The sequence below is a fragment of the Micromonospora sp. NPDC049523 genome (assembly GCF_040676775.1).
GTDB lineage: Bacteria > Actinomycetota > Actinomycetes > Mycobacteriales > Micromonosporaceae > Micromonospora_G.
Genome location: NZ_JBFAPP010000007.1, coordinates 21,039 through 34,251 on the forward strand (window position 1 = coordinate 21,039; position 13,213 = coordinate 34,251).

General features: G+C 70.9%; 14 protein-coding genes. 9 read left to right on the forward strand and 5 right to left on the reverse strand.

What is annotated here, in order from left to right; all coding sequences use genetic code 11:
• Nucleotides 1-10: 10 nt before the first annotated feature.
• Nucleotides 11-847, reverse strand: a complete 837-nt coding sequence (locus AB0J90_RS12405) for an aldo/keto reductase (protein WP_363595087.1) — start codon at nucleotides 845-847, stop codon at nucleotides 11-13.
• Between the two features lie 206 nt (nucleotides 848-1,053).
• Between AB0J90_RS12405 and AB0J90_RS12410 the strand changes: the two genes are divergently transcribed.
• Nucleotides 1,054-1,500 (forward strand): response regulator, encoded by a 447-nt coding sequence (locus AB0J90_RS12410; protein ID WP_363595089.1) that lies wholly within the window; start codon nucleotides 1,054-1,056, stop codon nucleotides 1,498-1,500.
• A gap of 182 nt (nucleotides 1,501-1,682) precedes the next feature.
• Complete coding sequence (locus AB0J90_RS12415) at nucleotides 1,683-2,228, forward strand: ATPase (protein WP_363595091.1); 546 nt, start codon at nucleotides 1,683-1,685, stop codon at nucleotides 2,226-2,228.
• Between the two features lie 12 nt (nucleotides 2,229-2,240).
• Here AB0J90_RS12415 and AB0J90_RS12420 read toward each other — a convergent pair whose 3' ends face one another.
• The 3 genes from AB0J90_RS12420 to AB0J90_RS12430 all read right to left on the reverse strand — a co-directional run bounded on the left by AB0J90_RS12420 (nucleotide 2,241) and on the right by AB0J90_RS12430 (nucleotide 5,487).
• Nucleotides 2,241-3,155: a hypothetical protein gene (locus AB0J90_RS12420; protein ID WP_363595093.1), complete on the reverse strand. Its 915-nt coding sequence runs from the start codon at nucleotides 3,153-3,155 to the stop codon at nucleotides 2,241-2,243.
• A 293-nt stretch (nucleotides 3,156-3,448) separates the two neighbouring features.
• Complete coding sequence (locus AB0J90_RS12425) at nucleotides 3,449-4,768, reverse strand: MFS transporter (protein ID WP_363595095.1); 1,320 nt, start codon at nucleotides 4,766-4,768, stop codon at nucleotides 3,449-3,451.
• Nucleotides 4,765-5,487, reverse strand: a complete 723-nt coding sequence (locus AB0J90_RS12430) for a Clp protease N-terminal domain-containing protein (RefSeq protein ID WP_363595097.1) — start codon at nucleotides 5,485-5,487, stop codon at nucleotides 4,765-4,767. The genes AB0J90_RS12425 and AB0J90_RS12430 overlap by 4 nt, the downstream gene beginning before the upstream one ends.
• 118 nt (nucleotides 5,488-5,605) lie before the next feature.
• Here AB0J90_RS12430 and AB0J90_RS12435 point away from each other — a divergent pair, with 118 nt between their 5' ends.
• Nucleotides 5,606-6,556: an endonuclease/exonuclease/phosphatase family protein gene (locus AB0J90_RS12435; protein WP_363595099.1), complete on the forward strand. Its 951-nt coding sequence runs from the start codon at nucleotides 5,606-5,608 to the stop codon at nucleotides 6,554-6,556.
• Between the two features lie 17 nt (nucleotides 6,557-6,573).
• Here the strand turns inward: AB0J90_RS12435 and AB0J90_RS12440 are convergent, their stop codons facing one another.
• On the reverse strand, nucleotides 6,574-6,993 hold the full coding sequence (locus AB0J90_RS12440; RefSeq protein ID WP_363595101.1) for an OsmC family protein: 420 nt from the start codon (nucleotides 6,991-6,993) through the stop codon (nucleotides 6,574-6,576).
• Nucleotides 6,994-7,144: 151 nt separating this feature from the next.
• Here AB0J90_RS12440 and AB0J90_RS12445 point away from each other — a divergent pair, with 151 nt between their 5' ends.
• The 6 genes from AB0J90_RS12445 (at nucleotide 7,145) to AB0J90_RS12470 (ending at nucleotide 13,172) form a co-directional block, all read left to right on the forward strand.
• A complete protein-coding gene (locus tag AB0J90_RS12445) occupies nucleotides 7,145-7,825 on the forward strand; it encodes a copper resistance CopC family protein (RefSeq protein WP_363595103.1) in 681 nt (226 codons plus the stop codon).
• Nucleotides 7,826-8,204: 379 nt separating this feature from the next.
• Complete coding sequence (locus AB0J90_RS12450; RefSeq protein WP_363595105.1) at nucleotides 8,205-8,336, forward strand: hypothetical protein; 132 nt, start codon at nucleotides 8,205-8,207, stop codon at nucleotides 8,334-8,336.
• Nucleotides 8,333-8,422, forward strand: coding sequence for a K(+)-transporting ATPase subunit F (gene kdpF / locus AB0J90_RS12455; RefSeq protein ID WP_363595107.1), 90 nt, complete (start codon nucleotides 8,333-8,335; stop codon nucleotides 8,420-8,422). The genes AB0J90_RS12450 and kdpF overlap by 4 nt, the downstream gene beginning before the upstream one ends.
• A complete protein-coding gene (gene kdpA, locus AB0J90_RS12460) occupies nucleotides 8,423-10,078 on the forward strand; it encodes a potassium-transporting ATPase subunit KdpA (RefSeq protein ID WP_363595109.1) in 1,656 nt (551 codons plus the stop codon).
• A 23-nt stretch (nucleotides 10,079-10,101) separates the two neighbouring features.
• A complete protein-coding gene (gene kdpB / locus AB0J90_RS12465; RefSeq protein WP_363595111.1) occupies nucleotides 10,102-12,291 on the forward strand; it encodes a potassium-transporting ATPase subunit KdpB in 2,190 nt (729 codons plus the stop codon).
• Nucleotides 12,291-13,172, forward strand: coding sequence for a potassium-transporting ATPase subunit C (locus AB0J90_RS12470; RefSeq protein ID WP_363595113.1), 882 nt, complete (start codon nucleotides 12,291-12,293; stop codon nucleotides 13,170-13,172). The genes kdpB and AB0J90_RS12470 overlap by 1 nt, the downstream gene beginning before the upstream one ends.
• Nucleotides 13,173-13,213 lie beyond the last annotated feature (41 nt).

Genomic DNA, 13,213 nt, shown 5'->3' on the forward strand with positions numbered 1-13,213 from the left:
TGGCGCGCGGTCAGAGTGCTTGGAGCGGTTCCGGGCCGGTGGGCGGCGGAAAGGCCAGGTCCAGTTCCACTAGGTCGTCGTCGGTCAGGACCAGGTCCGCGGCGCCGCGGTTTTCGCGTACGTGATCGGGGGTGCTCGCCCTCGGGATCGTGCAGAGCATGTCCTGGCGCAACAGCCAGGCGAGTCCCACCTGGGCCGCGGTGGCACCGTGGCGCCGGGCGACCTGCGCCAACGCCGGATGGTCGAGCATCCCGCCCCGCTCGAACGGTGCGTACGCCATCACCGGCACACCGGCCTCCCGGCACAGCGGAAGCAGGTCCGCCTCGATCCCGCGCCGCCCCAGGTTGTACGGCACCTGGTTGGTCTCGACCGCGGTCCCACCCGCGATGGAGGTCAGTTCGACCAGGTCCGGCAGGTCGAAGTTGCTGACCCCCCAGTGCCGGATCAGACCCTGGGTCATCAGCGAGGTGAACGCCTGGACCGTCTCGTCCAGCGGATCCGACTCGCGCCAGTGCAGCAGGTACAGGTCGATCCGGTCGGTCCGGAGCCGGTCGAGGCTCTGTTCGCAGGCGGCGAGGGTGTCGTTGCGGTCGTCGGAGGGCGCCACCTTGCTGACCAGGAAGACGCTCTCGCGCCGGTCGGCGATGGCCTCGGCGACCAGTTCCTCGGTGCCGCCGTCGGCGTAGGTGTCGGCGGTGTCGACGACCGTCAGACCGAGGTCGATGCCGAGCCGGAGCGCCTCGATCTCCTCGTCGCGCCGGCTCGGGTTCTCGGCCATACCCCGGGTTCCCTGCCCGAGCGCCGAGATCACCTCGCCGGACGGAAGTGTGATCGTCGGGATTGCCATGTCGGGCACCTGGTTTTCCTCCCCACCCGAGCCGGACCTGCCATCCGGGACGCGTTCCCGCGCACCGGGGGATAAAACCGGTACGGGGGACAGCGGCATTCAGCCGCTCGACGCGTACGCTGTGCGCAAGGCATTCGTCCGGCGCTTCACTGGCGACCCGTGCGCACCTGTCAGGTCCCCTCCCCGCCAACCCGAGGCAGGTACGCATGCACGCGGATTCGTCGGTTCCGGTTCGCATCCTCGTCGTCGACGACGATCCCGGTGACGTTCTCATGATCGAAGAAGCACTCGGCGACTCCGATGTGCACAAGGCCATCGACGTGGTCAGCGACGGCCAGGAGGCGATGGAGTTCCTGCGCCGGCAGGGGCGGCACCTCGGCGCGGTGCGCCCCGACGTGATCCTGTTGGACCTGAACATGCCCCGGATGGACGGCCGCCAGGTGCTCAGCGCGGTCAAGGGTGACGCCGACCTGCGGACGATCCCGGTGGTGGTGCTGACCACCTCGAACGCGGACACCGACATCATCGGCAGCTACACGTTGCAGGCCAACGCGTACGTCGCCAAGCCGATCGACCTGGACGAGTTCAACGACGCGGTACGCCGGATCGACCAGTTCTTCGGCCGGGTCGCGGTCCTGCCCCGCCGGCACTGACCGACCGCCACACTGCCCGGCCAGCCGCGCATTGTGGCAGTTCATCGCGGTCTGTGAGCCGGTGACGGCATCTTGCCGGCGGCGCCGGTCGAATGATGAATAATTTTGCGATTTTGCCCCGACGGTCCGCGCGGCTCGCGAGGATTCAGGTGAAGGAAGACACGCTGCCTGGGGGGCAAAGCATGGATTTCTCCATCGCGAAGATGGGCTATGACCAGGATCAGGTTGATTCGTGCCTGGCTGACCTGAGTGAGCGGTTGGCCCGGTTGGCAGCACCGGCGGACGTCGCGGCCGGACCCGGTGACGAGCTGATCCGGATGCGGCAGGAGGCGGCCCGGCTGCACGGCATGCTCACCGGGGGATCGGCGGGGGATCGTGGCCCGGCGCGGATGCGCGAGCTGCTTGCCGTCGCCGAGCAGGAGGCAGCCCAGCTCCTGGCGCGGGCCCGGGGTGAGTTGACCGCGGCGCAGGAGGAGGCCCGCCAACTCCGCGACCAGGTGTACGCGGAGGCGGTGCAGGCACGCCGCGAGTTCGAGGCCGCGTTGCACGCCCGACGCCTGCGCGAGGAGCAGGTGGACCACATCCTGCGGGACGTGACCGTGGTCGACGCCCCGCAGGACGCCCCGGAAACCACACCGTCGGCCGTACCGGCCACCAGGGCGACGGCGGGGGAGGACGGGCCGGACACCGTACCGCCCGCGGAGAGTCTGAACCGGGCCCAGGTGTGACCGCGCGGGTGCTCAGACCAGGGCGGCGACGATCGTGGTGGCCCGGCTCTCGTGCTGGGCGTACGCGTCGGGGAACGCGGAGACCTGGACTGCCTGGGCCGCGCCGCTGACACTCATCTGCTGCCAACCGGGGATCTGCAGCAGCGCCTCGAAGAACGCCTGGGCCGCGTACGCCGGACGCATCAGGTCGGCGACGGCGCCCCAGCCGCTGCTGGTGCGCTGCTGGAACAGGCCGACCGAGTCGTAGTCGTAGCCGGTGCCCTGGTTCGGGTAGTCCAGCGACTCCGGTAGCGCCGGGTTTGCCAGGTTGTACAGGTTGCTCTCCTGCATCGCGGTGGCGATGGCGACGACCAGACCCTGGCGGGGGATGCCGAGCTTGACGCCGACCTTGACGATGGTCGCGGCGTTGTCCATCTGCGCCTGGTCGAGCCCGGCCACCGGCTTCGGCTTGGCCGGCTTGGTCGGCTTCGGCTTGGCGGGTTTGGTGGGTGCCTTGCTCTTGGCCGTGGCGGTGGGTGTCGGCGTGGTCGCCGTCGGGGTCGGGGTCGGCGGGGCGACCCGCTCGGCCCGGCTCGCCGCCTGTTTCTCGGCCGCCGCCGCGCGGTCGGCGAGTGCGGCGGTGTCGACCAGCGCCGCGTGCAGCGGTTGCGTCGGCGTGGTGGCCGCCCGTGATTCGGTGAACGCGACGAATCCGAGGCAGCAGGTGATCCCGGTGACCAGGGTCAGTCGGACGGGGGTCGAGCCGACCGCGGACCTGATCCGGGAGGGGGGGTTCCCCTCGTCGCGGAGGGGGGACCGCCGCAGCGGGTTCCGTCGGCCGGGGGCCCGGTGTCGGCCAGTTAGTCGGTCGTCCGATGGCGGTTCGGCCGAACGGATGGGCCCGGCATTGCTGGTCGACTCACGCTTCACCTCGTCGTTGGGATGCACCCGCCGAGGCTAGGTAATGCCGGAGGCCCTTGGGAAGCCGTGTGCGGTGGCATACGCCACAGTTTTGCCTGGTCAGCCGGTCATCGGGCGGCAGCGCAGGGCGGCCGGGCGCGAATGACGCAAGACCGGCATATCCGTCGTGTCCGTGTTGGCGGTGTGAGCGGGCGCAATCACCCGCCGTGCTGGAGTGGCCCGGGGCCGATCGGCGGACTCCCACGTTCGGCCGACATCGAGATGGACCGAACAGGTCAGCTCCACCGGTCCGGACGGGCGATCGAAGGCTGGGGATCTCTTCATCCGGTGGTGCGCGTAGCCGATCCGGTCACCGCCGCGGGCGGGTCGGCCGCCGACGCGCGTTCCGGATGCGGCAGGCGGATCGGCGTACGCAGCGCGCTCGCGACGACCACGAGACAGGCGCTGCCGGCGAGCAGGAACACCCAGGCCGTGCCCCAGCGTGCCGCCGCCAGGGTGAGCAGTGCCGCGCCGAGCGGGCCGGGAGCCGTGTGGATGGTCCAGAACGCCGAGGTGACCCGGCCGAGCAGGGGGTCCGGGGTGACCTCCTGCCGCAGCGACAGCGAACAGATGCCGGCGATGCTCGTGCCGAACACCACCACGCCGACCAGGACCGCGACCGTACGGGCATCGCCGGACAGCCCGAGTGCGGCGGCGCCCAGCCCGACGATGCCGAGCGCGGCGAGTGCGTACGAGCCGATCCAGCAGACGCCGAAGCCGAGCCGGCGCCGGGCCGGGGCGACCAGGAGCGCGGCGGCGATGGTGCCGAGCGCGGCCACCGCGAGCACGTAACCCACCGTCCGGTCGGACCGGCCGAGGTCGTGTTTGAGGTGGTAGACGTACAGGTCGGTGAGGCCGAAGGTCAGGAAGGTGAGCAGCGCCAACCGCCCGGTCAGTGCCCGCAACACCGGCTGCGACCGGAGGAACCTGGCGCCGACCAGCAGGTCGTCCCAGCCCGGTCGGCTCCGGGTGCGGCTCGATCCACCCCCGTCCGCCGCCGTTCCGGCGTGCCGGAAACGGACCAGGCACAGGCCGAGGGCGTTGACGGCGAAGGTGGCGGCGTCCACCCCGATCGCGGCGGTCGGCCCGAGCAGGGCGGAGAGGCCACCGGCGAGCATCGGGCCGACCACCCCGGCGGCGGCGTAGCTGGCGAAGAGCCGACCGTTCGCCTCGGTGATCCGCGACGCCGGCACCAGGTTCGGCACCGCGCTGGCGTAGCCGACCTGGAAGACCATCGCGACCGCGCTGCCCACCGGCATCACCACGTACAGCAGCCAGAGTTGCGGGGAGAACAACCACGCCAGTGGGATCAGCGCGTAGAGCAGCGCGCGTACGGCGTCGCACCAGATCAGCAACGTACGGCGGTCGACCCGGTCGACCAGCGTTCCGGCGCCGATCCCGGCGATGATCGACGCCGCCCCGGCCACCCCGGTGAGCAGCCCCATCTGGGTGACCGATCCGGTGGCGTCGAGCACCAGCAGCGGGATCGCGAGGTACGAGAACGAGGCGCCGCCCACGGAGAGGGTCTGCACCACCCAGAAGATGGTGAAGTTGCGGTCACGCCACAGCGGCGGGTCCTGCTCCTGTGCCGCCGCCGTCACCCGTTCGACCCCTGGGCGTACGCCTCGACGACCCAGTCCTCCACCCGATCCCGGGTGACACCCAGTGCCGCGAGTACCCGCGCGCCCGGCTCGTCCGGGTCCCGGAGCAGCCCGAGCAGCAGGTGTTCGGTCCCGACGTAGTTGTGTCCCAGGCGCAGCGCCTCCTGGAAGGTCAGGTCCCGCACCCGCCGGGCACCGGGGGAGAGCGCGGGCGCGGTGGGCCGGTGCGCGGTTGCCGGATCGAGGGTCGCCCTGGTCGCCGCCCCGACGGTCTCGGCCGGTACGCCCAGCCCGACCAGCGCGCGTACGGCCAGCCCGTCCGGCTCGTGCAACAGGCCGAGGAGCAGGTGCGCGCCGGTGATCTCCTCGTGGCCGGCGCGCTGCGCCTCCGCCTCCGCCTGCCGTACGACGTGTTGCGCCCGGTCGGTGAACCGGGCGAAGACGCCGGGCGGCAGGAGTTCGCCGGTGTCCGCCCGTTTGGCCACGAACCTTTTCTGCACCGCCTGTTTGGTCACCCCCATGCGCTGACCGATCTCGGTCCAGGACGCCCCGGACCGGCGCGCCTCGTCGACGAAGTGGCCGATCAGGTGGTCCGCGACCTCGCCGAGGTATTCGGCGACCAGGGTGGCGTCGGACAGGTGGCCCAGTGCCGGTCCGTCGGGGCGTCGGCTGACGACGTACGCGATCAGTTCGTCGAGTCGCGCGGGCGGTTGGCTCATCGGTCAACCGTAGGTTGACGCGAGCCCTGTGGTCAACCTCTGGTTGACGATGCTGGGTCGCCGGGCCCGAATGCCGGGTGCCGGTTCGCGGACGGTGACCTCCGATACGATGCCGGTGGTGACCGCGAGCGAGACGAACCCTGCCGATCCTGGCCCGGCTCTACCTTCGCCACGGCGGCGCGGGCTGTTCCTCGCGCTGACAGCGGTCGCCCTGGCCGCGGTGATCGCCGGTCACCGCCTGATCCCGAACATCGCCGGGGTCGGCAGTCTGGTCGACAGCGGTCTGCCGTTCCTCGGCCTCGGCATCCCGGTGCTGGCGCTCGCCGCCCTGCTGCGACGGTCCCGGGTTGCCCTGCTGGCGGTGCTCGTGCCGCTGGTGGTCTGGGCGGTCATGTTCGGCACGGCCTGGTTGCCCGCCGGTGCCGGCGGGACGGTCGCGCTCCGGGTGGCCAGCCAGAACCTCAGGATCGGCAACCCGGACCCGGTCGCGACGGTCACCGCGCTCGCCGACACCGGACCCGACCTGATCGGGCTGCAGGAGGTGGGCGGCGAGATCCAGGGCTCGGCTGCCGGGGCGCTGCGGGACCGTTTCCCGTACCGGGCCGCGGAATCCACCGTCGCCCTCTGGAGCCGGTTCCCGATCCGCGACAATGCCGGCGTCGACACCGGAATGGGATGGAACAGGGCACTGCGCGCCGTAGTCGAGACGCCGCAGGGTGACGTCACCGTCTACGTCGTCCACCTCGGGTCCGCCCGAGCGGGGGACACCGCGACCCGCGACCACACCGTCGACATGCTCGCCACCGCGCTGCGGCAGGATCCCGCGCAGCGGCTGATCGTGCTCGGTGACTTCAACACGGCCAGCACGGACCGGGCCATCTCCCCCCTGACCGACCTGCTCGCCGACGCCCAGGCCGACGCCGGGCGCGGGCTGGGCTTCACCTGGCCGGCGGCGCTGCCACTCACCCGACCCGACCACGTCCTCTACCGGGGCCTCACCGCCGCCTCGGCCGGTGTGGTCCGCACCCCGGCCAGTGACCACCGCGCGGTGACGGCCGGTTTCCGTTGACCGGCGCGGGCAGCCGATCAGCGGTCGCCGGAGGTTGCCGGGATCACGGTGAGGGTGTGCCGGCCGCCGCCGTTGCCCGAGAACGGCCAGAGCCGGTCAGCCCGGTCGGCCAGCTTCGCCAGCTGCTGCCGGGTCAAGCCCACCGCGGCGATGCTCGCCCGTACGTCCGCGTGGTAGCAGCCGTCGGGGTCGCGGCCGAGGCGGGCCTGCGCTCGTACCTGGACGGTGTGCGCCTCGTCGGTGACCGACGTCGCCGCCTCGACGGCGGCGTGGTGCAGGCAGGCGGCAAAGGCCGCGGCCAGTAGTTCCTCCGGTGCCAGCCCGTTGCAGTGCGGCGCGAGCGGGGAGGCGAGCGCGGTCGACAGCTTCCCGTCACCGGTACGCAACTGACCGCCCTCCGCGGTCGCCGTGGCCTCGCGGACCCACGAATCCGACATCGCGTACCCCCTGTCGCTCCCCGCCGGGCTACCCGGCCGACACGCCGTAAAACACGCTCCGGCCCGCGGGCCGGTCGGCCTTGATCGATCGGCGCTCGCGGGTCTGTGCCAGCGCTGGCCCCGACATCGGTCGATGACTATGGTGTGGCGCATGCGTAGCACCGCGGGCCGTGTACTCGCCGCCCTCGCCGTGATCCTGTTCGGGCTGACCCTGCCACTGCTTCCGGCGCAGTCCGCCGGGGCCGCGCAGGCAACCCTGCGGCAGAGCGATCCGCCGGCGGACCAGACCATCGCCCGGCTGCCCGAGGTGATCACGCTGGTGTTCGACGAGTCCCCGTCCTCGGTGAAGATCACCGTTGCCGGGCCGGACGGGGTGGACGTCGTGTCGTCACCACCGAACATCAGGGGCGTCGGCGTACGCCAACCGGTCCGGCCGGGTGCCGCTGGGCGTTACACCGTGCAGTACGAGATGTCCCCGGTCACTGGCCCGCCGGCCGTGGGCAGCTTCAGCTTCACCGTGACCGAGGGCGGTCCGGCACCCGTACCCAGCGGCGCCGCCCCGCCGCCGCCCGCCGCGAACCCACCGGCGTCCCCCACACCGGCCGGCGCCACGGCCACCACCGGGCCGGTGCCCGGCGCCGCCAGCACCGCCCCGGCTTCCGTGCCCGCCGCCACCGGCACCGGTGCACCACCGTCGGCCACCGCGATCCGTGACTCCGACGGGTCCTCCTCCCGCCCACTGATCTTCGTGCTCGGCCTGCTGGGCGCGGCCATCGTCGTGACCGCGGTCGTGCTCGGCCTGCGGATCCGGGCCCGCCGCAGCGCCGGCTGAACTACGGCGACCGCCTGCCGGTCCACACCTCGTCCGGCAGGCGCCTGGCCGCCGTCGACCTTCGCCATCCGCGCCGCGAGCTGAGCACGGGGTCGCCGGCCGGCGGCGACGCGTCGCCGTACTCCTGTCCGCCGTAGTCGCTCGCCCCGCGTCCGGCCCGCAGACCCGGCCGGTCCCACGGCGCCCCCGCTTTGATTGCTCCCGCCCATGCCGGTCGCGTGGCGCGTGGGCCTCGGGGCCGCACGCCGGTGCTCCCGGAACCGCCCGGCGTGCGTCGGATCCGGCGGTCACGTCAAGGGAGCGTCAAGAAGGGTCGACCCGGCGTAGCGGGATCGTCAGAACCGACGCAGGCTCCGGCTGGACGCGTTTCCATGGTTCCGTGCGGTCACTCACGGCCGCGATGAACCCGCGATTGAGGAGACGTTCGGTGATCGACGTCGTGTTCGTGCTGCTGACAGTGGGACTGTTCGCGGCCCTTGCCCTGGTGGTCCGGGCGGTGGAGCGGCTGTGAACGTGGTCAACCTCGTCGGTCTGATCGTGTCGGCCGCGCTGGCTGTCTTCCTGGTGGTAGCCCTCCTGTTCCCGGAGCGTTTCTAGATGAGTACGACAACCGCGGGCGTGATCTTCATCGTCGTGCTCGCCGCCGCACTGGTCGCGGCCTACCGCCCGTTCGGCGACTACATGTACAACGTGGTCGCCGGCACCAGGCACTCGCGGGTGGAGCGGGGCATCTACCGGCTGATCGGGGTGGACAAGCGGGGCGAGCAGTCCTGGGGCGTGTACGCCCGCAGCCTGCTCGCCTTCTCGCTGATCTCGATCCTCTTCCTGTACGCGTTCCTGCGCCTGCAGGACAAGCTCTGGCTCTCCCTCGGCCTCGACCCGGTGACCAACCACATCGCCTGGAACACCGCCGTCTCGTTCGTGACGAACACCAACTGGCAGGCGTACTCCGGTGAGTCGACCATGGGCCACCTGGTGCAGATGGCCGGCCTCGCGGTGCAGAACTTCGTCTCCGCCTCGGTGGGCATCGCGGTCGCGGTCGCGCTGGTACGTGGCTTCGCCCGCAGCCGGACCGACAGGTTGGGCAACTTCTGGGTCGACCTGACCCGGATCACCCTGCGGATCCTGCTCCCGATCGCGGTCATCGGCACCGTCGTGTTCGTCGCCGCGGGCATGGTGCAGAACCTGCACGGCGGTACGGACGTCACCACCCTGACCGGCGGCACCCAGACGATCACCGGTGGACCGGTGGCCAGCCAAGAGGTGATCAAGGAACTCGGCACCAACGGCGGCGGCTTCTACAACACCAACAGCGCCCACCCGTTCGAGAACCCGACCACCTGGACGAACTGGTTGCAGCTCTTCCTGATCTTCGTGATCCCGTTCAGCCTGCCCCGGGTCTTCGGTCGCCTGGTCGGGCAGAACCGGCAGGGTTACGCGATCGTGGCCGTGATGGCGATCCTGGCCATCGCCAGCATCGCCCTGACCAACGCGTTCGAACTGGGCGGTGGCGGCACGGTGCCGCATGCGGTCGGGGCGGCGATGGAGGGCAAGGACGTCCGCTTCGGGGTGTCGAACTCGGCCACCTTCGCGGCGGCGACCACGCTCACCTCCACCGGTGCGGTCAACTCGTTCCACGACTCGTTCACCCCGCTCGGCGGCATGATGCCGATGGTCAACATGATGCTCGGCGAGGTGGCACCGGGCGGTGTCGGGGCGGGCCTGTACGGCCTGCTGATCCTCGCCGTGATCACGGTGTTCGTGGCTGGTCTGATGGTCGGGCGGACGCCGGAGTACCTGGGCAAGAAGATCGGCGCTCGGGAGATCAAGTTCGCCTCGCTCTACTTCCTGATCACACCGACCCTGGTGCTGGTCGGCACGGCGCTGGCGTTCGGCACCGGCAACAACGCCACCGCGCTCAACGTCGGTCCGCACGGCCTCTCCGAAGTCCTGTACGCGTTCACCTCGGCCAGCAACAACAACGGTTCGGCGTTCGGCGGGATCACCGTCAACACCGGCTGGTGGGACACCGCGCTGGGGTTGGCGATGCTGCTCGGGCGCTTCCTGCCGATCATCTTCGTACTCGGCCTGGCCGGGTCGCTCGCCCGACAGAAACCCGTACCCGCGTCGGAGGGCACGCTGCCGACCCACCGTCCGCTCTTCGTCGGCATGGTCGTCGGCGTGACGGTGATCCTCGTGGCGCTGACCTTCCTGCCCGCGCTCGCCCTCGGCCCGCTGGCCGAAGGCCTGTGACAGACATGTTGAGGAAAGAGAACATGACTAGCACTCCGCTGGCCCCCGCCTCGTCGGGTGGGCGCCCACCGTCGGGCGGATCCGGCGATCCGAGCAGTCGGATCGGCGGCGGCCTGCTGGATCCGAAGCAGATGCTCCGGTCTCTGCCGGACGCGACGCGAAAGCTCGACCCGCGTACGCTCTGGCGCAACCCGGTGATGCTGATCGTCGAGGTCGGTGCCGTGTTCACCACGGTGCTGGCGATCGCCGACCCCAGCGTCTTCGCCTGGCTGATCACGGTGTGGCTCTGGCTGACCGTGCTCTTCGCCAACCTGGCCGAGGCGGTCGCCGAGGGGCGGGGCAAGGCACAGGCCGCGACCCTGCGGCAGGCCAAGAAGGACACCATCGCGACCCGGCTCACCGGCTGGTCGCCCAACACCCCGGCCAGCCGTTACCGCGAGGATGCGGTCGCCGCGACCGAACTGCGTCTCGGCGACATCGTGCTGGTCGACGCCGGGCAGATCATCCCCGGTGACGGCGACGTGGTCGAGGGGATCGCCAGCGTCGACGAGTCGGCCATCACCGGCGAGTCCGCGCCGGTGATCCGCGAGTCGGGCGGTGACCGCAGTGCGGTCACCGGTGGTACCAAGGTCCTCTCCGACCGGATCATCGTGAAAATCACCCAGAAGCCGGGGGAGAGCTTCATCGACCGGATGATCGCCCTGGTCGAGGGCGCGAACCGGCAGAAGACGCCGAACGAGATCGCACTCAACATCCTGCTCGCCGCGCTGACCATCATCTTCCTGCTCTCGGTGGTCACCCTGCAGCCGTTGGCGATCTTCTCCAAGGCGTTCCAGGCCGCCGCGCCGGACACCGCCGCGGTCGACGCCCACGGAGTCACCGGCATCGTGCTGGCATCGTTGCTGGTCTGCCTCATCCCGACCACCATCGGCGCGCTGCTGTCGGCGATCGGCATCGCCGGCATGGACCGGCTCGTCCAGCGCAACGTGCTGGCGATGAGCGGCCGCGCGGTCGAGGCGGCCGGTGACGTCGACACCCTGCTGTTGGACAAGACCGGCACCATCACCCTCGGCAACCGGCAGGCCTCCGAGTTCCTGCCCGTCGAGGGGGTGTCCCCGGAGGAGGTCGCGGACGCCGCGCAGCTGTCCAGCCTGGCGGACGAGACCCCGGAGGGGCGCTCGGTGGTCGTCCTGGCGAAGAACGAGTACGGCCTGCGGGAGCGGGAGGCTGGCGTCGTACCGCACGCCACCTTCGTGCCGTTCACCGCACAGACCCGGATGAGCGGCGTCGACCTCGGCCCGGCAGACGGTCCGGTACGCCAGATCCGCAAGGGCGCCGCGGCGGCCGTCATGAAATGGGTACGCGACAACGGCGGCCACCCGACCGAGCAGGTCGGCGAGATCGTCGACGGGATCAGCGGCAGTGGCGGTACGCCGCTCGTCGTCGCCGAGTACGTCGAGGGTCAGCCGGCCCGCGCTCTCGGGGTGATCCACCTCAAGGACGTGGTCAAGAGCGGGATGCGGGAGCGCTTCGACGAGATGCGCCGGATGGGCATCCGTACCGTCATGATCACCGGTGACAACCCGCGTACGGCCAAGGCGATCGCGGACGAGGCCGGGGTGGACGACTTCCTGGCCGAGGCGACGCCGGAGGACAAGCTCGCGCTGATCAAGCGGGAGCAGGAGGGTGGCCGGCTGGTCGCGATGACCGGTGACGGCACCAACGACGCGCCGGCGCTGGCCCAGGCGGACGTCGGCGTGGCGATGAACACCGGTACGTCGGCCGCGAAGGAGGCCGGCAACATGGTCGACCTCGACTCGGACCCGACCAAGCTGATCGAGATCGTGGAGATCGGCAAGCAGTTGCTGATCACCCGCGGCGCGCTCACCACGTTCTCCATCGCCAACGACATCGCGAAGTACTTCGCGATCATCCCGGCCATGTTCGCCGGGATCTACCCCAGCCTGGACACCCTCAACATCATGCGGCTGTCCAGTCCGACTTCGGCGATCCTGTCCGCGGTCATCTTCAACGCGATCGTCATCATCGCCCTGGTGCCGCTGGCCCTGCGCGGCGTGCGGTACCGGCCGAGCAGCGCCTCGGCGCTGCTCGCCCGCAACCTGTGGCTGTACGGGCTCGGTGGGATCGTGGCCCCGTTCGTCGGTATCAAGATCATCGACCTCATCATCCAGTTCATCCCGGGGATTTCGTGATGCGTCTACCTTCCTGGCTCGCCCAGCACCTCGCCGCGTTCCGCGCGGTGCTGGTCTTCACCGCCCTGCTCGGTCTGGCCTACCCACTGGCCATGGTCGCGGTCGCGCAGATTCCCGGACTGCACAGCCGGGCCGAGGGCTCCCTGGTGCAGACCGCCGACGGCCGCACGGTCGGCAGCCGGCTGATCGGCCAGCTCTTCACCGACGCGGACGGGAACGCCGTACCGCGCTACTTCCAGAGCCGGCCGTCGGCCGCGGGTGACGGTTACGACCCGACCTCGACCAGTGCCAGCAACCTCGGCCCGGAGAGTGTGGTCGACACCCTCGCCGCCAACCCGGACGACGCCTCGCAGAGCCTGCTCACCCAGGTCTGCGAGCGCAGCCGGGCGATCGGTGAGTTGGAGGGGGTCAGCGGTGCCCGGCCGTACTGCACCCCCGACGGGATCGGCGCGGTGCTGTCGGTGTTCCACCGCGACGGCCTGACCGGGCCGGTGACCCGGGCGGTCAGCATCAACCAGGCCTGCCCGGCCACCCCGTTCGTCACCACCTACCAGGGGGTGACCGTGGAGTGCGCCGAGATCGGCCAGGACTACAGCCACGGGATCGTCACCCCGATCCGGGGCGACGCCCCGGCTGAGCCGGTGGTGCCCGCCGACGCGGTCACCGCCAGCGGCAGCGGACTCGACCCGAACATCAGCCAGGCGTACGCCAGACTCCAGGCGCCGAGGGTGGCGCGGGAGCGGGGCACCGACGTGGCGACCGTACGGGCGTTGGTCGACCGGTACACCACCGAGCGTGCGTTGGGCTTCATGGGCGAGCCCGCGGTGAACGTACTGGAGCTCAACCTCGCCCTGGACCGACAGTTCCCCGGCAACAGCTGACCCCTACCGGGGGTGGCTCCGAGTGCAGATGCGGCAGGATC

Bases quoted from the DNA above. Each gene is read 5' to 3' on its own strand.
- AB0J90_RS12405 (WP_363595087.1), bottom strand. From the start codon at position 847: ATGGCAATCCCGACGATCACACTTCCGTCCGGCGAGGTGATCTCGGCG.
- AB0J90_RS12410 (WP_363595089.1), top strand. From the start codon at position 1,054: ATGCACGCGGATTCGTCGGTTCCGGTTCGCATCCTCGTCGTCGACGAC.
- AB0J90_RS12415 (WP_363595091.1), top strand. From the start codon at position 1,683: ATGGATTTCTCCATCGCGAAGATGGGCTATGACCAGGATCAGGTTGAT.
- AB0J90_RS12430 (WP_363595097.1), bottom strand. From the start codon at position 5,487: ATGAGCCAACCGCCCGCGCGACTCGACGAACTGATCGCGTACGTCGTC.
- AB0J90_RS12440 (WP_363595101.1), bottom strand. From the start codon at position 6,993: ATGTCGGATTCGTGGGTCCGCGAGGCCACGGCGACCGCGGAGGGCGGT.
- AB0J90_RS12445 (WP_363595103.1), top strand. From the start codon at position 7,145: ATGCGTAGCACCGCGGGCCGTGTACTCGCCGCCCTCGCCGTGATCCTG.
- kdpA (WP_363595109.1), top strand. From the start codon at position 8,423: ATGAGTACGACAACCGCGGGCGTGATCTTCATCGTCGTGCTCGCCGCC.
- kdpB (WP_363595111.1), top strand. From the start codon at position 10,102: ATGACTAGCACTCCGCTGGCCCCCGCCTCGTCGGGTGGGCGCCCACCG.
- AB0J90_RS12470 (WP_363595113.1), top strand. From the start codon at position 12,291: ATGCGTCTACCTTCCTGGCTCGCCCAGCACCTCGCCGCGTTCCGCGCG.